Consider the following 18,067-nt stretch of genomic DNA (forward strand, 5'->3'; position numbering starts at 1 on the left):
AGCGTGCCCACCCTTGCAAGCGCTAAACTTGGCTCTAAATTAAAGGGTCGATAACATACTCGGTCCCGCGTGCCACGAGCAATTTACAACGACCGCCCCAGTCGCTTCTCAACCTGCTTTTTCTCCCAGTCCGCGCCGAAGAAAGGCAGAATGTCGAATACCGACGCAGCGTGAGTCAGCAAGCCCACACCCCAGCCCAGCGCCGGCCAGATGACCCAGAGATGGCGGGGTGTCTGGACTGCATTCAAAATGACCAACGCACCGATAACCACGATGTATTGAATCAAATGCGTATAAAACCGCCGCAGTTTGCGCACGTGTTCCAGCGCGAGGATTTCTTCTTTACTAATGCCCTGACTTAAAGTGCCGTTCATGCCCGACTCCGAATTTAACAGTGAAAAATCGATCTCAAAGACCGCCGCCAGTGACTTCAGGGATTCCACGCTTGCCGTTTGTCCGCGTTCGATGCGTTGAATGGTGCGGACGCTGATGCCGCTTAAATCGGCCAGTTGTTGTTGCGACCAGCCGTGTTGCAATCTCAGTTTTTGTATCAGCATTTGGAACTCCTTTTTTATCACTGGCCTACAGTCTAGCGCTTGACTTGCGCGTTCCGTGACGTCATTTCCCCGTCAACGGCACGACAGTTGCCCGCCAAAGCTGGAGCCGGGCTTCGCCCTTGGGTGTGAATAGCCTAGACGTTTAATGAACTGGTCTAGATGCCTGCGATGAGTCTCGGGGATATAGAAAAAGCAGGCATGATTTCTCCTTAATTTGTCTCAAGCCCAATTTTTCAAACCCCAGTTTAAGTAAAACTCTTATAGAGTTGATATTCTCTGGTTCGACATACGCGAACAATTTAGCCTCTATAAATACAGAAATCACAGCTTGTGCAGCTTCAGTTGCAAACCCCTTACCCCGATATGAGGCAAGCAGACGATAACCAAGCTCTAGTTCCCGCGTCCCATCAAGTTCGAATGGCTCGATCCCGCAATAACCGATAATTTCGTTTGCGTCCTTTAAAATTAAAGCTTTTTTGCCCAATCCTGATTGCGAGTTGTCGAGAATCTTGTCAAATCTAATAGCAGCTGAATGAGCGTCAAAGGCCCCGGAATCGGAATATTCCATAAAAACAGGGTCTTGAAGCATTGCGATTAGTTTTTCTCCGTCGGCATCTTCAAAACTTCTGATTATTAAACGCTCCGTGATAATCATTTATTTAACTCAACGCATCTATTAGCTAAAACATGCCGTAAGTGGGGTGCATATGCCCTACAACACAACATTCTCAGCAGGTTCCAGCAGGCTGCTTAATTGCGCGCCAACGCCGGATCGCGGCTAACGGCAAGACTCAAAGCACCGTCGATAAAACACCAGAACGGCTTCTGCGCCATGAAACCGTGATTGGGGAGCACGTATTTATCGGTTTGCACCACCCATAGCGGGTTGTCCGTCGGCGCATCGGCTACGGGACGCAATTGCAAACCCTCGGCTATATGCCAAACCAAAGCGCTGGTCATGACCCCATTCGGTCCCGCTACCTTTAAGGAATTGGCCGACGTCTTAGCCCCGATAGTCGAATCGGCTATGCAGGCCTGATTCGCCAATGCGGAATCTGTGGCTTCCAGCCTGTGGGTGATAAAGCTGCGAAAATGCCCGACGGCGGTCACGGCTAAATCCCATTGCGAGGCACCCTGCATGTCCACCTGCTCCACAGGATTCAATACCGACTCGAACCAGGCAGGCACGGCCCTGCTATAGGTAAACATGTTCTTGGTGATGGTATCCGCTTCCGAACTGGCAACCACTACTAACGGATTTGCATGCGCCAGGCTATTTGTCGAACCCACTCGACGGATCGCCGCGCGCAGGTCGGCAAAGCGCCGAGCTTCTATCGCCGGATTGACCAGCAGCACCAAATCGCCAAAGCGGGCCTCCCGGTCGCCGCTCCCCTGTTGCAAGCGTTGCAGCCAGACCGGCTGCAACGCGTTTAAAATCACCGAAGCGCCCAGGCTATGGCCTATAGTCAGCAAGCGGTTATCCGGCGCGGCATCGCGTTTGACGACAATTTCGACATCCAACAAGAAATCCAAAAATTGCTTTTGTCCCAGATGTTCGCTGACCGACCGCCGGCCCCAAAAGGTCAAAGCCCGCAACCAGGGAGTTTCCACGGTTTCGCCGCGCCAGCCCAAGTACACGCCAATCACTCTGTATTGCGGATTGCGCAACTTGATGTCGCGCAAACTTTCCTTGAAACGGCGGACGTTGTTGTCGCTGTCCTTGGCGTTATGATGCCAGCCGTGGGTATAGAGCACCACATATTGCGGCTGGCCGCGGTCTTGCAACCACGCTAACACGGCTTCGGCCTGGCGTTGATCGTAGAATCCGCCGTCGTCGTCGAACTCCACGAAACCCAACGCATAATCGTCTTGTTGATCGACGACTAAATTAGCGGCACTGCAATCCGTACCGGCACTGGCTAAGCAGGGCGTAGCGCCGATCTCGGTACGAAAATATTCCTTCGGAGCGCAAGCCGACAGCAATAGCAGCATGGCGAACAGCAATCTGTGCATAGGGTAGTGACTATTGTAGAGAGGCAAGATTTGCATCCCTACCCTTCCGATAACAGACAATCTGAACTAACAAAAGCATTAACCGGCATATTTAATTAACCGGCATATTTAACTGTGCAGCCGTAAGGTTTGGTTACCGCTTTGCTGATCGGTTTACCCGCTGCCAGCTCTTTCAAGGCCGAGGAAATATAGTTCTCGGCGGTGGCAATATCGTCCTGATCGGCGGATGGAATGCTGTCTATTCCACCTTTGTAAAGCAACACGCCTTTAGGATCGATGATGAACAATTGCGGAGTATTGGTCGCGGCATAAAGCTTGCCGATAGTGCCACTGGGATCGAATACCACATTGGCCGGCGTGGCGCCGCGTTCCTGATTCAGCTTTTTGGCCGTGGCAGCATCCACAAAACCTTCCTTACCCGGCCCGGAGGAAATCACTTGCAGCCAGACCACACCCTGGCTGGCAGCCTGTTTTTGCACCTTGGGGATATTGCCGGACTCATAATGTTTACGCACGAACGGGCATTCGTGATTGGTCCACTCCAGAATCACGGTCTTGCCGCGCAAGTCGGCCAGATTCAGCGTTCCACCCTCGGCGGCGGCTCCGGAAAAGGCCGGCGCAGGCTGGCCGACTACCGGCTCCGCCCGCGCGGGGCTGGCGGCCAATAACAAAGTTAAACCCAATACGAAAAAACCCACTATACGTTGCGAAAACATAAACACTCCTTGGTTAGCTTAAAGTTTGACGATGCCTTTGACGGCATTGATGACGATGTCAGGCGTCAGAATTTGCGGCAATACCTCCGCAGTCTGCGCGCCGGGCGCGAAATATAAATACAGGGGTACGCCGCTGCGGCGGTATTCGGCCAGCACAGTGGCGATGGCCGGATCGCGGTTGGTCCAGTCACCTTTCAGATAAACCACGCCTGCCTCGCGAAAGGTGTTCAACACCGCCTCGCCGCTCAATGCCACCTGTTCGTTGACCAGACAACTGATGCACCAGTCGGCGGTCAGATTCACAAACACCGGCTTACCTTCGGCACGTAAACGCCGCAACTCATCGGCACTATAGACTTGCCAGTTTTTATCCGAACTCTGATTTGACTGCGCGGTAAGAGCGGGCGCATCGACCGAAAAATAGCCGCCACTGACCGCCAACGCCAACAACAAACCGGCGCTGGCCCCGCCCAAGCGGCGTCTGCCATCGCTTGAATTGCGGCTGATTTGATACAGCCAGGCCGCAAACCCGATCGCCACGCAGCCGATCAAAGCCCCAGCTACCGCAGTCGGACCCGCTTGCCGCGCCAAGACCCAAATCAACCAGGCCGCAGCCGCATACATAGGAAACGCTAGGCCTTGTTTGAGATATTCCATCCACAATCCGGGCCTGGGCAGACGGCGTTGCAAGGCCGGCCAATGACACAATAGCCAGTAAGGCAAGGCCAAGCCCGCGCCCAAACTTAAAAATACCGCCAACATCACCAGGGCCGGCTGACTCAACGCAAAGCCTATCGCCGCGCCCATAAACGGCGCGGTGCAAGGCGTCGCCACCACAGCGGCCAATACTCCGGTGAAAAAACTCCCTGAATACCCGGATCGTGCCGCCAATCCCGAACCGATGCCCGACACCGAGGCACCGATGGTAAACACGCCGGACAAACTCAAGCCGACCGCGAACATCACATATGCCACCGCCAATACAAACAGCGGCGATTGAAATTGAAAGCCCCAGCCGATGCTGGCGCCACCGGCTTTCAGCGCAATCAACAAACCTGCCAGACCGGCAAAACTGACCAAAATTCCCGCCGCGTAAGCCCAACCGTGCAGCCGGGTCTGCCAACGGTCATGCCCAGCCTGCTGCAACACCGCCAAGGCCTTGATCGACAGCACCGGAAATACGCAAGGCATCAAATTTAAAATAAGACCACCGGCCAGGGCCAGCAATAATGCGTACGGCAGGGCCAAATCGGCGGTTTCCGCCACTGGAGGGGCTACAGGCTTGATCACACCGGGCCAGACCACGCTGACCAGATAGCCGCGCGCGGCGCCATCGGGACCGATCGCCAATACTCCGTTAAGAGTCTGGCCGGGCTGCAGCGGTTGGTCACCGGGCTTCAAGCGTAATTCGATGGCGTTTTCGGTAAATGCCGCCGACTGCTCCGCGGCATGGGATATAGGTCCCCATTGCTCGGGGTAAAACAAAACGGCCTGGTTTTGCGCCGCCGCAAGACCTTCGCCAGTCAATCGTAAAAGCAGCCCCGTCGCATCTTCGTTTAGGGTGGCCTTCCAGGGTAAATCGGTCGGCAAATTGGCTTTGGCCACTTCAACCAACGGGCTGCCCGGCGCCACCGCTACGCCTTTCGCCACCACCGGCAGCCGCAGCGCCAATTCGACTTGCTGCGGGATGCAGGTCAGCTCGCAAACCAGCCATTTCACCTTGGCATTGATCGGCAATTCCGAGCCCACTTCGGCATTGTCCGCAACCCGCAAAGTGGATAATAAAGTCACCGCATCGTGATAACCGTAATTGACCACCGGCCCCAATACGATCTTGCTCGGCGTCGGCCATTGAATCTCGCTCGCCGTCGAACCAGGCGACAACTGATATTGAATCTTGGTGGCCAGGCCGGAATCGCCGGGATTTTTCCAGTAGGTGTGCCAATGCGGAATAATCTGCTGATGCACGCCAATCAGGATTTCATCACCCGGATGCACAGCGGATACCGCAGCGATCAAGGTGGCTCGTACTTGCTCGGTGGCAGCTTCGGGCCCCGGCTCGGCCAAAACCGACTGCGCGATGAATATCAGCGTAAAAAGCAGAACCAAACTATTTAATTTACGGATGAACACTTAAACCTCTCAAAAAGCCTGGCGCCGCAATTGAAATCAACGCCTTATTAGGCAACGGTTAACAGCAGCAGTTTCCATGCCGAGTACTACTGGCATAAATTCTTAGGCTGTTCGCGCCAATGGCGCCGCCTAAGTACTGCCGGATAAAAAAATCGCTCTTGATCCTATCCAAAATGCTGCGGAACGGACAACGATTGTTGACCGCCTGCTGACAGATCAACAGCGCACCATTCTTCTCAAAAAGCAAAGTGATTGAAAACCGGCCCTAATCATCAATGCCATTAAGTTACTTCCCAGGGAAAAACAGCCTAGCGCAGTGAACTATTGCGTACTCAGCTCGTGCACTAATCAATAGAAACCGTACAGTCTATTGCCTACATTGAAGTCGCGAGATGGACGGGATTTAGGCTCTTTCAAGAGCAAGGCTTTTCATCGGACCAATTTCCCGCCCATTCGTTTCCGCAAAGCCATCAGGAGAGAAAAAATGAATCCGAATCAACAGATTAGATCGCTTAGTTCGAATAAGGCCTCGGCAAATCATTCGAAATCCTTGGAAATAGTTAAGAGCCAACCGCGATTTGACCAAGCTGGATATGAGATTTCAGCTGCACAGGTCAATCAGGTGTCCGGCGGCGAAATCAAAATTACCCCGGCTCCCAAAATTCCGGAATATATTCCTTTATCGCAGAGCAACCCCAAGGTGGAACGCGATTTGCCTCGGGTACCGTACCGTTAGCATCCGCACAATCCATAGTTAGCGGGTTTAGCTTGGCCTTAAACCAAGCGTAAAAAGCCATGGGTAAAACACGCCCATGCTCAACAATCCAGGCTTCTATACAAGGTTCCCAAGCGAAAGCTTGGGAACAGGCTCAACACCCAATTCTTTAACTACGGGCCTAAAAATCTCCCATCTACCGACTATCTGGTGCGGCGTGGAATTTTGCCGTCGTTTAATAACTCATAATTAAATTCAAATTATTTGTAATCCATTACCTTCCAGCTTTTTGTCAGCCGCTAAATTTAACGGTTCAATATCTTTCGCCTCACCCGTCAAAAAAACGATATTTCGTATCGCTCAACGGCATATCGTGCCGATGCGCCTTCACGCCAAGCCATTTTCGTTTGAACCAGCTTCAAAATATAAATAATATTTACTTTAATAACAATCACTTGAATAAAAAATCAGCTTTATGAAAACAACTGGCACAAGAATTGGCTATCAATCCGGGAAAGATAAATTTCTCGATAAAAACTGAATAGTTAATAACTGATATTTCGATAAAACAATAAGAAATATCTAAATTAATACTGAATGCTTATGGTTGGCTGTCGGTTATATTTTTAGCAAAAACTTACCGACAATCACTCGGCTTTTTTAGAAAATGTCTTGGTTTAATTTTTAAAGACTATTAATAAAACATAGCGCAATAAATCTACTCAATTAAATTAGAGGTATCAAATGAACCCAATTAAATTCAAGCAATACAGGAATGGCAATATTAAGACAACACTGCCCGCAAACTTCGCACCGATCAACCACGGCAGCGGAAAATTGTCCGGTTTGGCATTGGCGATGGCGCTGTTATTAGGCGGGTACTCCGCGACCACGTCTGCCGCTGCTTTCGATTCCAATATTGTCATTCGCGGCTCGGCGGAGTTTGATAGTTTTGGCTCTCCAGCCAGTCCGATAAACGCTACGCAGACCGGCTCGCTGACCAGTATTATCGCCGGTTCCACGTCCACCACCACGCTAAACGGCTCCACTGTCACTGGCCCCGATCCCTTGTCGGGCACCCTAAGCCAGATCGGCGACGGCTTCGGCATCAGTTTGAACGCCAGTGGCACCTCAGGCACAGAGCCGTCCGGCATAAGTCCGCTGTTCGGCGACTATACCTTTTCAATTGAAAATAAGTCTGCCATGGATAGTTTTATCGTGAGTTTGCAATTCCAATTTAGCCATCAAGTCGAAGCAACCGACACCCTCCCGGCGAACGATAACGGCGAATTTGCACAATCTCTGATTGCCTTTTACAAAGCGGACGGCACCGAATTGGCATTTTCCAAAGTCATCTCGGATACCGTTTTCGGCAACGAAAAACGCATACCCAGCGATCCGAATACCAATATAGGTAGCGGTAAAGGCGGTCCGCTGTCCGATGTCGGCACTCTGCTGTTGTCGTTTCTGCTGAACCCAGGCGATTTAATCAGCTTTGGCGATAGCAACCCCGATCTGAGGATATCTGGTGGCGCGGACTCAGGCAGATTTTCGATAAGCGCTTCCAGCCTGATTACAGTCGATTCGGTCACCAAGCAAACCAATAACACAGTACCGGAGCCGGAAACGCTTTGGCTACTGGCTATCGGCTTGGTCTCAGTCCTTACCAGCAAACGTCGTAGCTACGCTTTCAATTAATTTCAATTCAACTTAAAGGTACTCAACATGTCAAAACCATTCAAAAAACCACTATTGAAACTGGCGATGGTCGCCGTCACCGGCTTACCGCTATCCGCCGCCGCTTGCGGATCGCAGCCCTTTCTCGGCGAAATTTGCACATTTACCTATAACTTCTGCCCTCAAGGCTTCACCGAGGCCGCTGGGCAGACCCTGAGTATTGCGCAAAATTCAGCCTTGTTTTCGCTATTGGGCACGCAGTTTGGCGGGGATGGGCGGCAGACCTTTGCCTTGCCGGATCTGCGCGGCCGTTCGCCGATTGGCGCTGGGCAAGGCCCGGGGCTATCACCTATCGAGGTCGGCGAAGAAACCGGCGCGGAATTTGTCACGATACTCCAAAGCCAAATGCCCCTGCACAGCCATGCCGCCCACACCGACATTACTGTGTCGACTTCGATTAACGCGGTGAGCAGTGCCGGCAACACAAGCAATCCATCCGGAAAAGTATTGGCAACCTCGGCATCCAGAGATAATCTTTATTCGAACGCGACACCTAATACCTCGCTGGGCCAAGGCGCCATCACTACTTCGGCCTCAGCAACCACCGCGGTCGGCATTGCGGGCGGAAACCAGCCGCTATATATCCGCTCCCCTGTTTTGGGTGTCAAATATTGTGTAGCCACGCAAGGTATTTTTCCTAGCCGAAATTAACGGCTGGAATCGTATAAATCTGCACTGTGTATGCGAATAGTTTGACGGGGGGGCCACAACACTGATGGTTCCCACAGCCAGCCGTCACTGCCAATTAGTTATGGAAGAAGCCCCTTGTCCCTCCGTACCCACGGGGCATCAAGGAGAAGGTTGGGATGAGGGGATCAAAACAAAGCTTCTTTATTTATCTCCCTCACCCTCTCCTGGAGGGAGAGGGAACCTTCCGCTCTTAACTAAATCGCAGTGCCATTAGACTGTGGGAACTATGAAAACCGGCATAAAACCCCTGATAGATTTAGATTCTAAATATGAACGCCCCGAGTTACACACGCAACAAAGCAAATAAAAACCGCTTTATCCGAGTTTAAACCCCACAAAAAAACCGCCCGCGCCACTAACGCCCCGAGCGCTAAATACCGCTAGGCGGTCCAGCAAGAAACCGCCGGACTCCTTGGCGGCCTCGGCGGCGGAACTGGCCGCATTTTCCAAAGCCAGATTATTGATATTGATCAGGTCGTAATATTCGGCAACAAACAAAATCGACACAATCGCCCCTCCCACAAACAAGGCCGTGCGTAGCATTTTTTTGGCGAAATAGCCCACCGCCATTCCCAGAATAAACGGCGCACCTAAATTGCCCAGCAAGAAGGCTTCGGAAAAAATATCGTTGGAAGCGTGCGTTTCAATAGCGTTGGTCATAAGCTTAATTTCGGCGGTGTGCACAAGAATAAAAAACAGCCGCAATTCTATCGGCATGCGCTTAAAACACCAAAACGCAGTATCCTCCGGCTGGTGCACCAATCGCTGCTTTTTTAGCCCTACCCCAAGCTCGACACACTGTACGCTCGAGTCTATCGCACTCAAGCCAAGCACGCGCCTGTTATAAGCCCAACCTTATGCCAAGCGTACCGACATAATTATCGAAATAAGCGTGGCCTAACAAGGTTTCGAAATTGGCAAAGGCTTGCCAACCGTTCGGCAGTACCGCAACAAGCCCGGTGCCTAAATGGAAGAAATCGCGATCGGGCTTGTCGGTTTGAAAACCGAAAGTAGTGGGCACCGGCCGATTGTCTTGGGCAAACTGCACAAAAATCGAACGTTGACCGTTGCCGTATTCGTGGGTCCAATCGGCGTTGATTTGCGGTACCAACACGCCCCAGCCGGTGCTGATTGCAAACGAAGCCTGTGCCCCGATACTGGATTGCAAGGAGCTTAACTTATCTTCCTGAAACCTTAATTCCAGGCCCGAGCCGCCATGTTCCGTGTAAGCATCCATATTGGCGTGACGATAGCGTACCGTAGCACGCGGACCGATCGTCAAGCCGCCAATGGCGTAGTCGTAACCCGTACTAAAATTTCCTTCGTATTGATCGGCGCCGGGGCTGCCGCTGATCGCACCGCCGTATAGAGTGGAGTTTCTGGTGTAGTTGCGCTGATTCCTACTTGAGCCGTCTTTACGCGTGTATTGAAACGATAGATCGGCAAAAAAACCTTGCCATGGGAACAGCGAGGCAAACACGGTCGGGCCGTAAGAATCGGTCTCGAAACCGCCGTTTATTTGCTCGCCGCGCCAATGCGCATAATTGAAAGCCACACCGGTTAATAGCCAGTCGGCCGGCATCGTATCCATTCCCAAGGTAAAGCCTTTTTCATCGGAGTTATAACCCTGTTCAGACACAGTTTGCCGCCGATCCAACTCGCGATAATCCGCGTTGAAAAACAAATTGATATTCGATGCCAACGTCATCCGGTCGGCATCGCCGGAGCCGCCGCCAGCTGGCGGCGCTTCATTTTTACCGGTTCTGAGTCTGCGTTTTTTCAAAACCTGATCGGCTTGACCCAATGCGGAAAAAGCAGTGCTGCCAGCCCCGCCTTGAGCGCCACCACCTGGCCCGGCTCCCATTGGTGGCGGTTCGGGCGATACCGCAATATTTCGGCAAATACCGGCCAGTTGCGGCCCGAAATTCAGCGGAAGCAAAGTTTGCGAATCCCGCGCCGAGTTTCCTACCAACTTTCCGCAAACATTTTGACCGCCCTCCACCTCTAACAAATTTCTAATTTGTTGATCGAGCGTTTGCGCGGACGCCGATGAATTTCCGGCCAATATCAGGCCGGAGATAAGAGAGTATAGTTTTGTTGGCACGACCCGAACAGATACTCGAGCCCGCATATTCTTAATATTGTTCATTTTTATCACGTAAGAAATACAACATAAATTGCATTGTCCTACAATCCCTCCAAACAATGAAATATGCCTTTTTATTCTCAAAATATTGCAAAGCATTTTATGCGTTGCATGCAATCCTTATTTTTGGGCAAAACCACTAATCACAACGCAGTCAGTGTAATCAATTTTTTCATCAACTCCGCCTGACTATGTGCATCCATTTTTTGCATGGTATGTTTTATATGATTTCTGACAGTTTCTTGCGATCGATAAGTATTGCTCGCAATATCTGAAATTGAAGGAGTCTGCACAAAATGCAATGCACAAATCGCCTCACATCGCGACAAGTGATAAATTTCTATCAGTCGCTTAATTGCCGGATTTTTTTCTTTTTCGTGGGTAAATGTAAGGATAAACCCATCCTTATAACACTCCCATTGATAAAGGTTTTTTAAGTAAGACATGGGAATAAGCGTAATCTGACAAGAATTACAGTGGCTATGAATAGATGCAGCCCCTTGATTGCTTTGAATAAGCGATAACAACCTCTGTTCAATGGCCAGTGCTTTCATCCCAAACCGGTCTTGTGAGATTTTTACGCAATCCAGTTGACCAATTATTGATATAAAAACTGGGTCAGAAGATATAATATTTAATTTATGATCAACAATAATATATCCGTCAAAATGACCATCAATATAATGAGTGAGCTGACTATGTATTTTATGCCGTTGTTCCGCATGTATAGCCTCATCCATAGGCTCAACAATATTTTCCAAAACACTAACGATCTGTTGTTGCTCTATTTTAGTAAACGCCTTATTACGATTTAACAATAGGCTAATAGCATGTTTATGGTTACAGGGAATAGATATACCAAAACGATGAGTTTGATCGCATACGGGGATAAAACCTTTATTATTATCCTCGACATACTCATCGCCTAAGGACTGATTATAAAATGCCCTCCATGAATTTTTACTAATAAAGCTATTAAACAAGTCCAATCCACTTAATTTTGTTTCATAGAGTTCTTGATATTCTTTGGGAATTTGCGCCGTAAAAAGAAAATGTGTTTTATCGCCGTTAACAGGATCGGTAACCAGTAACGCGCTGGAGTCACAATTCAATTGTCGAATAAGTTCTACAAGAAACTGTTTCCAAATCAAAGAGTTTCCAGGTGCCTTAGCAAGTATCGATCTGAGATGCGAACTGTCAGCAGTGCGATCCATTGAGTTCTCCTTATAATTTTTATTGATGCCTAAAACCACGGGCTTTGAGTGAAAACTGATTTGGCGTTCAGTTTCAAGCGTACATCACGTAATCGGATAAGTCGACTAGATTGAACTGACTTTTTGAATGCCCGAACCCGATACCATAGGGTTTAGGCCTGATGTTTGCCACTATTGCTCAACAAATCGGGCTAGATCAGCCTGCCCAATGCCCTCTAACAGCAACAGATTAACTGAGATTCATCGCCTAAAACTGGTCCTTATTACCTGATTTATACGTCATTTTTTCACAGCTAAATAGATGAAAAAATTGCACATTGACCCATTTGGGTCATGACGATTTGATAACGCTTACTGTAAGCTGGCTGCAATAGTAATTAGTTCTGCTTGCAGAGCGTCTCGTGTATTTGGGAGGCTGGAAAATGAAGGCATATCATAAATTGCGGATCGTTTTTGTATTACCCTGGCTGTTGGCCTCTACTTGCTTGGCAGAGCCTTTCGTGAGTCAGGAATTGATTGACGCGGACAAAGCCTGTGTCGAGCTTGCAGCCAAGGGGTTACGTCCCATAGCCGAGCAACAGGTGCAACGTTTTCTCGGTAAAGTCAGTGAGGCTGCGGCGAATTGCCGAGGCGGCGAGAAGGCTTTGGCCAATCGCGGCACTGTTTGGGTCGATTGGGCTAATTACTGGGCTACTGGCGACAGCAGCAGTAAAGCGCAAAGCTTGCCGACCTTGACTAAATTAGGCAAACACCTCAACCCCAATGGGCGGGGCGTGGATGGTGCGTTGATGGACTTGGAATACCAGCGGATGGAGCTGCTAAGATTTAATCTTTATGACAATAAAACCTTTGAAAGTTACATCAAAGGTCAAGGTAACATAGCAGGACCAGTAATAAAAACCTGGGAGGAAATGCGCCTACCACCCACCCATCCGCAATTCCAACAAGTTTCAAACGAAAAAGGCGAACAGTTGTGTAAAAACGACCTGATTCGTTTCCGAAATTTAACGGGTATCTGTAACGACATTTACAACCCGGCAATGGGTTCGACTAATCAGCTATTCGCTCGCAACATGCGTTTTGAAGCCACTTTCCCAGACCTGGGAGAGAATGAATTGGCTCGTAATCGGCATGCTGATCGACTTAGTCTGCTCAAGCCCGATCCACAGGTCATCTCGCGCAAACTATTTACACGTGCTCAGCAAAAGCCGGATGCCTGTAACTTTGGTCAAGGTCTTCCTGATAACGCCAAAGAAGCGCAATGCGACTATAAAAAAGCCCCATTTTTTAATGTCCTGGCCGCTTACTGGATTCAATTCATGACTCACGATTGGTTTTATCACCTGCGTGAAGGCCAAAATAGCCCGACCAAAATATCAGTCGGATGTGCCAGTCAGTTAGTCAATAACCAGGAACAGCCGATTACACCGGAGCAGGCAGCCAAACTGGGATGCCGACCAAATGACAAAGTTGATGCGGCCGTTATTGCGCAACAAAATCCGGCACCAAGCTTTGAATACGACGGCAAAACCTATTTGCAGCGGGCCCCAAAAACCACGGAAAACACCGTAACTGCCTGGTGGGACGCCTCGCAAATTTATGGATTTGACGAGACCTCCATTAAGCGCGTGAAACGCGATCCAAAAGATGGGGCAAAACTTGAAATGGCGCCGCGTGGTAGCCATAGCGGGGCCGGCGAAAAGTTCGGTTATCTCCCGGTTTTCAATAGTTGCGACAGTTCAAGTACTGATTGTGTGACCGATCCGATTAATCCGGCCTGGAAAGGTCAGGAAGCTGCGGCATTTGCGGATAACTGGACGGTCGGTTTGAGTTTTTATCACAACCTGTTTGTCCGCGAGCATAACTTGTTTGTGGATGCGTTCCGGGCAAAAGCCGCGGCAACACCTCAAGCCGACTCGGGATTGCGTAATCCCGTAAAACCTGACCAAATAATCACCTACAAAAACGTTAGTGATGAAGAGTTATATCAGGCTGCAAGACTCGTAGTAGCGGCGGAAATAGCCAAAATTCATACGACCGAATGGACAACACAACTTCTTTACGGCGAACCCATGTTTTTGGGAATGAATGCCAACTGGAACGGCTTACTTGAGAGAGATAACCCGGTTTCCAACGTTCTAGGAAAAATCGTGGTTAATCGGTTAGCTAAGTCGCCCAGCGAAACCAAAGCCAACCAATTTTATTCCGTGTTTGCCTCTGGCGCGGGTATCTTTGGATTAGGTAGTCATCGCTACAAAGATCTTCCCGGTTTTCTCGGCTATTTGCCCGGTAAGAAAGATATCTGGGATTTGCGTAATCCTGAGCATATCAACGGCGGTGTCAATCACTTCGGTTCACCGTTTAATTTTCCGGAAGAATTTCCCACTGTCTATCGCTTACACCCATTAATACCTGATCTGCTTGAATTCCGAGATTTGCAAAAACCGAATGACATCGTAAAAAAAGTGCCTGTGGTCAGCACCTTCCGTGGCAAGGCTACTCAAGCCATGACCGATGGCGGATTGAGCAATTGGGCATTGAGTTTGGGGCGACAACGGCTTGGCTTGCTTACTTTACAAAATCACGCGCAGTTTCTACAAAATTTAGAGATGCCGCGTTTGCAAACCGAAACCAATAAAATCGATATACCCGCGTTGGATTTGATTCGTGACCGAGAACGTGGTGTGCCTCGGTTTAACGAATTTCGCCGACAATACGGTTTAACCCAATTAACCAGCTTTGATGATTTCCTTGATCGCAAACTCAAAGCTGACAGCCCTGAACGCAAAGAGCAGGAACGTCTAATCGGTCTGCTTCGAGAAGTGTATGGCCAGCATAAATGCGATGCCGGCAAAATCATAACCGATGCACAATTGAATGCAGACGGTTCTGCCATCAACGATTGCCTGGGACATGCAAACGGCTCGATGGTCGACAATATCGAAGACTTGGATACCGTGGTGGGCTGGTTGTCAGAATTTACCCGCCCTCATGGTTTCGCGATCTCCGAAACTCAGTTCCATGTGTTTATTCTGAATGCGTCCCGTCGTTTATTCAGCGATAGGTTCTTTACATCCAGCTTTCGGCCTGAGTTTTACACGACGCTGGGCTGGCAGTGGGTGATGGACAACGGGCCAGGCGGAAAACAATGGGAAGCCAATATGTCCAACGGCCATAAGGTAGAAGTTTCACCCCTAAAACGGATCATGCTGCGTACCATGCCTGAACTGGCCGGCCAACTTGCCGACGTGGTCAATATCTTCGATCCATGGGCGCGAGACAGAGGCGAATATTACTCATTGCAGTGGAAAGCTAAGGCCGAATCTGTTGCAGACGAAAGCTTTCGTTAACGAGCGCTACATGATTTGCGGGGGGACTCAATGAAAGAAGAAATCGCCATTGATGAACTGGTTGCCGAATTCAGCCAGCGTATCGAAGCTATTACCTCGGCGGAAGCGGAAGACCATGTTATTCCCAGATTCAATCAGCCAAAGACTATTGCCTGTGTCAATGCCGAGTTTATTGTGCATGACGATATTCCGGAGGATCTGAAGCAGGGTATTTTTTCTCGACCTAACACTTACCCGGCCAAACTGCGCTTTGCCAATGCCACCAACCGCGATGACTCCAAAAAGGATCTTCGCGGCTTGTCCATTCGCTTATCCGGAGTTGAAGGCCCGGCACTATGGGGTGAATCTGGCTTACAGGACTTTGTCCTAAACAGTTATCCAGCGCTGTTTGTGGCAACCCCGGAGGATTTTCTCGCCTTTACTCGCGCTAGGCAGGCGAACAACAAATTACTGTTTTTCCTAAATCCCGTGGCTCCCCATCTGAAGTCACTATGGATTGCGTTTAAAGCCAGTCAAAAACACTTAAGCCCGCTTGACGTAAGGTATTGGAGTACGGTTCCTTTTCGTTTTGGTAGTGCAAACGGTCACGTCGTCAAATATTCGGTCATCCCGTGTTCGAGCTATCAAACCACTGAAGCGGTTGAACCGGGCGTAAACCAACTGCGAGCAGCGCTCAAAGCTCATTTGCAGCTAGGTCCGGCCTTGTTTCAGTTTGCGGTGCAAAAACAAACCGATCCGGTCTCGATGCCGATTGAGGATGCTTCGGTGATTTGGGACGAAACTGTTTCGCCGTTTCAAACCGTCGCAACCATCAAAATTGAGCAACAGGATTTTGATAATCCCGGATCGTTAGCTGCCTGCGAACGCAGCAGTTTTAACCCCTGGCAAAGTCTAGAGGCGCATGAACCACTTGGCAGAATGAATCAGGTACGGCGCTTGGTTTATGCCAACGCTGCGGCATTTCGCAATAAGGAGCAATAAAAATGAACGAAACCGTCAACAGCTGGTTGAGCAAATCGAAGGATGAACTCGATGACATCTATCGCAACGCCACGCCCGGCGAAATACCTACTGGGGATACCTGCGGCACGGCTATTTTAGCGGGGTCGTCATTCGCTAAGCTAGTTGCACTGCTGGCCCGCTGGTTGGCCTGGCAAGGAAAAGTCTTTGACTTGTTTTGCCCTAATGGCCAGGCAGGAATTTTGGTCAACAAGATTACGCCGTTCAGCTTGAAGTTTATCGTCGCCAAGGTCTATAGAGACAAAAGCTGGCTGGATGGAAACGACACTATCGTTATCGATTATTCGCGCACGTCGTTTCTCGCCAGAACCATACGCGACGAAATTCGCGAAATCGAACCGGGTGTGTATCTTGGCAAAGTCTGGTTGGGGAAAAAGCGCGTTCTGGATTTTGCATTGACCCGAAACACTACTCAATAGAACTTGATTACGCTGCAGATTGAGCACATTACCATGACACCTCAGTCTAATTTTATGATTGTTGCCACCATTCATGACGGCCAGCTAGGCAAACTGCGAGCCTTGCTTGCCGGTATGAACAAAAGTATTGGCCTAGCCGATCCGGAGAATGCCTTAGTACCTTTCGGTCGATTTGAGCGTCTGCATTTTGCGCGTTTTACCATCATCGAAGCGATCACCGCCGAGGAAATTAAAGCTTTCGGCGTCGCCCCAAGGCCCTGGCAACCAGCGCTGGCATTTCTTGGCGATTGCGATGGCGACCGAGACAGTTTTCTAGCAGAACTTGCAGAGCACGCCGGCCCGGGACTGGAAAAGATATTTTCGTTCTGTCTCGGCTTTCCAGATGCCAATAGCAATACCCTCTTGCAATGGATGCAGGCCCATAACATCAAACCCGCCGCCAATTACGTCAACTGGTTGGGCCGAACCGTCAAACAAATTCATGAAGAGGCCGCACTGCATCAGAGCTTGTCCGCATATTTACCGCTAATCGTCGATAAACTCGGACGGGAAAATATCTATGATTTACGACAAAAACTGTTGTCGCATGTCGAGCTGGAAAAACAGGCTGGCAGGCTAACATTAACACCGCCGGCGTGCACCCCATTCTGCTGGAAAGTCTTTAACTTGCTACACAAGATTGGCCTACCTCTCATCTTGGTGCTGCTGTCGCCGTTGTTCCTGCTGGCAGCACCTTTTTTTGCGATACGCCTACGGATGCTGGAAAGCTCCGATCCCGAGTTGTTCATCCGCCCGACCCGCGAGCATATCCGGACACTCTCGGCACTGGAAGATTGGGATGTCACCAACCAGTTTAATGTATTCGGCGATATAAAACCGGGCTGGTTCCGCCTGCTGACCTTCAAGTTTTTGATGCTGTTGACCGACTATGTCGCCAGACATATATACAACCATGGCTTCCTGACCCGCATTAGGTCCATACACTTTGCCCGCTGGGTATTCATGGACAATAACCGCAGAGCGTTTTTTGCCAGTAATTACGACGGTAGCCATGAAAGCTATATGGACGACTTCATCAACAAGGCTGGCTGGGGTTTGAACATTGCTTTCGGAAATGCCGTGGGTTACCCAACGACTCGTTGGCTAATCAAGGAAGGCGCGGAGCGAGAACAGCAATTCAAATATACCCAACGGCGACATCAATTGCCCTCGGAAGTTTGGTACAAAGCCTATCCGGACTTAACTGCGACTGATTTGGCGCATAACAGCCGGATTCGACGAGGTGTGGAAGTTCGCCAATCGAACGATGCGGAAATTCGCGAATGGCTAAGTTTAATCTGAACGGAGAGTCAAACCG

15 protein-coding genes are annotated in these 18,067 nt (G+C 49.8%); 7 read left to right on the forward strand and 8 right to left on the reverse strand.

What is annotated here, in order from left to right; translation table 11 throughout:
- Positions 1–83: 83 nt before the first annotated feature.
- From ACH50O_RS09020 to ACH50O_RS09040, 5 genes are all read right to left on the reverse strand, one after another.
- A complete protein-coding gene (locus ACH50O_RS09020; RefSeq protein WP_446811683.1) occupies positions 84–557 on the reverse strand; it encodes a 2TM domain-containing protein in 474 nt (157 codons plus the stop codon).
- Between the two features lie 142 nt (positions 558–699).
- Entirely contained in the window at positions 700–1,212 is a 513-nt protein-coding gene (locus tag ACH50O_RS09025; RefSeq protein ID WP_446811684.1) for a GNAT family N-acetyltransferase, read from the reverse strand.
- A 95-nt stretch (positions 1,213–1,307) separates the two neighbouring features.
- Positions 1,308–2,606 (reverse strand): hypothetical protein, encoded by a 1,299-nt coding sequence (locus tag ACH50O_RS09030; protein ID WP_446811685.1) that lies wholly within the window; start codon positions 2,604–2,606, stop codon positions 1,308–1,310.
- 59 nt (positions 2,607–2,665) lie between these two features.
- The gene (locus ACH50O_RS09035) at positions 2,666–3,286 is read right to left on the reverse strand and encodes a redoxin domain-containing protein (protein ID WP_446811686.1); all 621 of its coding nucleotides are present in this window, start codon (positions 3,284–3,286) and stop codon (positions 2,666–2,668) included.
- An 18-nt stretch (positions 3,287–3,304) separates the two neighbouring features.
- On the reverse strand, positions 3,305–5,419 hold the full coding sequence (locus ACH50O_RS09040) for a protein-disulfide reductase DsbD family protein (protein ID WP_446811687.1): 2,115 nt from the start codon (positions 5,417–5,419) through the stop codon (positions 3,305–3,307).
- A 484-nt stretch (positions 5,420–5,903) separates the two neighbouring features.
- Between ACH50O_RS09040 and ACH50O_RS09045 the strand changes: the two genes are divergently transcribed.
- From ACH50O_RS09045 to ACH50O_RS09055, 3 genes are all read left to right on the forward strand, one after another.
- The gene (locus tag ACH50O_RS09045; protein WP_446811688.1) at positions 5,904–6,155 is read left to right on the forward strand and encodes a hypothetical protein; all 252 of its coding nucleotides are present in this window, start codon (positions 5,904–5,906) and stop codon (positions 6,153–6,155) included.
- A gap of 723 nt (positions 6,156–6,878) precedes the next feature.
- A complete protein-coding gene (locus ACH50O_RS09050) occupies positions 6,879–7,832 on the forward strand; it encodes a PEP-CTERM sorting domain-containing protein (RefSeq protein WP_446811689.1) in 954 nt (317 codons plus the stop codon).
- Between the two features lie 27 nt (positions 7,833–7,859).
- Positions 7,860–8,522, forward strand: coding sequence for a phage tail protein (locus ACH50O_RS09055; RefSeq protein ID WP_446811690.1), 663 nt, complete (start codon positions 7,860–7,862; stop codon positions 8,520–8,522).
- A 354-nt stretch (positions 8,523–8,876) separates the two neighbouring features.
- Here the strand turns inward: ACH50O_RS09055 and ACH50O_RS09060 are convergent, their stop codons facing one another.
- From ACH50O_RS09060 to ACH50O_RS09070, 3 genes are all read right to left on the reverse strand, one after another.
- Positions 8,877–9,221: an FUN14 domain-containing protein gene (locus ACH50O_RS09060; RefSeq protein ID WP_446811691.1), complete on the reverse strand. Its 345-nt coding sequence runs from the start codon at positions 9,219–9,221 to the stop codon at positions 8,877–8,879.
- A gap of 181 nt (positions 9,222–9,402) precedes the next feature.
- Positions 9,403–10,665, reverse strand: coding sequence for an autotransporter outer membrane beta-barrel domain-containing protein (locus tag ACH50O_RS09065; protein ID WP_446811692.1), 1,263 nt, complete (start codon positions 10,663–10,665; stop codon positions 9,403–9,405).
- 185 nt (positions 10,666–10,850) lie between these two features.
- Positions 10,851–11,921, reverse strand: coding sequence for a helix-turn-helix transcriptional regulator (locus ACH50O_RS09070; RefSeq protein ID WP_446811693.1), 1,071 nt, complete (start codon positions 11,919–11,921; stop codon positions 10,851–10,853).
- A gap of 644 nt (positions 11,922–12,565) precedes the next feature.
- On the opposite strand from ACH50O_RS09070, the gene ACH50O_RS09075 reads away from it, so the two are divergent.
- From ACH50O_RS09075 to ACH50O_RS09090, 4 genes are read left to right on the forward strand one after another with little or no spacing between them, the layout of a single operon-like run.
- Entirely contained in the window at positions 12,566–15,271 is a 2,706-nt protein-coding gene (locus ACH50O_RS09075) for a peroxidase family protein (RefSeq protein WP_446811694.1), read from the forward strand.
- A 30-nt stretch (positions 15,272–15,301) separates the two neighbouring features.
- Entirely contained in the window at positions 15,302–16,252 is a 951-nt protein-coding gene (locus ACH50O_RS09080; protein WP_446811695.1) for a catalase family protein, read from the forward strand.
- A gap of 2 nt (positions 16,253–16,254) precedes the next feature.
- Positions 16,255–16,710 carry a hypothetical protein gene (locus tag ACH50O_RS09085; protein ID WP_446811696.1) on the forward strand — a complete coding sequence of 152 codons (456 nt, stop codon included), beginning with the start codon at positions 16,255–16,257 and terminating at the stop codon, positions 16,708–16,710.
- Positions 16,711–16,743: 33 nt separating this feature from the next.
- A complete protein-coding gene (locus tag ACH50O_RS09090; RefSeq protein WP_446811697.1) occupies positions 16,744–18,051 on the forward strand; it encodes a hypothetical protein in 1,308 nt (435 codons plus the stop codon).
- Positions 18,052–18,067 lie beyond the last annotated feature (16 nt).

The sequence above is a fragment of the Methylomonas sp. 2BW1-5-20 genome (assembly GCF_052474515.1).

Excerpts from the sequence above, each read along its gene's own strand:
- ACH50O_RS09020 (WP_446811683.1), bottom strand. The coding sequence starts at position 557 with ATGCTGATACAAAAACTGAGATTGCAACACGGCTGGTCGCAACAACAA.
- ACH50O_RS09025 (WP_446811684.1), bottom strand. The coding sequence starts at position 1,212 with ATGATTATCACGGAGCGTTTAATAATCAGAAGTTTTGAAGATGCCGAC.
- ACH50O_RS09030 (WP_446811685.1), bottom strand. The coding sequence starts at position 2,606 with ATGCAAATCTTGCCTCTCTACAATAGTCACTACCCTATGCACAGATTG.
- ACH50O_RS09035 (WP_446811686.1), bottom strand. The coding sequence starts at position 3,286 with ATGTTTTCGCAACGTATAGTGGGTTTTTTCGTATTGGGTTTAACTTTG.
- ACH50O_RS09045 (WP_446811688.1), top strand. The coding sequence starts at position 5,904 with ATGAATCCGAATCAACAGATTAGATCGCTTAGTTCGAATAAGGCCTCG.
- ACH50O_RS09050 (WP_446811689.1), top strand. The coding sequence starts at position 6,879 with ATGAACCCAATTAAATTCAAGCAATACAGGAATGGCAATATTAAGACA.
- ACH50O_RS09055 (WP_446811690.1), top strand. The coding sequence starts at position 7,860 with ATGTCAAAACCATTCAAAAAACCACTATTGAAACTGGCGATGGTCGCC.
- ACH50O_RS09060 (WP_446811691.1), bottom strand. The coding sequence starts at position 9,221 with ATGACCAACGCTATTGAAACGCACGCTTCCAACGATATTTTTTCCGAA.
- ACH50O_RS09070 (WP_446811693.1), bottom strand. The coding sequence starts at position 11,921 with ATGGATCGCACTGCTGACAGTTCGCATCTCAGATCGATACTTGCTAAG.
- ACH50O_RS09080 (WP_446811695.1), top strand. The coding sequence starts at position 15,302 with ATGAAAGAAGAAATCGCCATTGATGAACTGGTTGCCGAATTCAGCCAG.
- ACH50O_RS09085 (WP_446811696.1), top strand. The coding sequence starts at position 16,255 with ATGAACGAAACCGTCAACAGCTGGTTGAGCAAATCGAAGGATGAACTC.
- ACH50O_RS09090 (WP_446811697.1), top strand. The coding sequence starts at position 16,744 with ATGACACCTCAGTCTAATTTTATGATTGTTGCCACCATTCATGACGGC.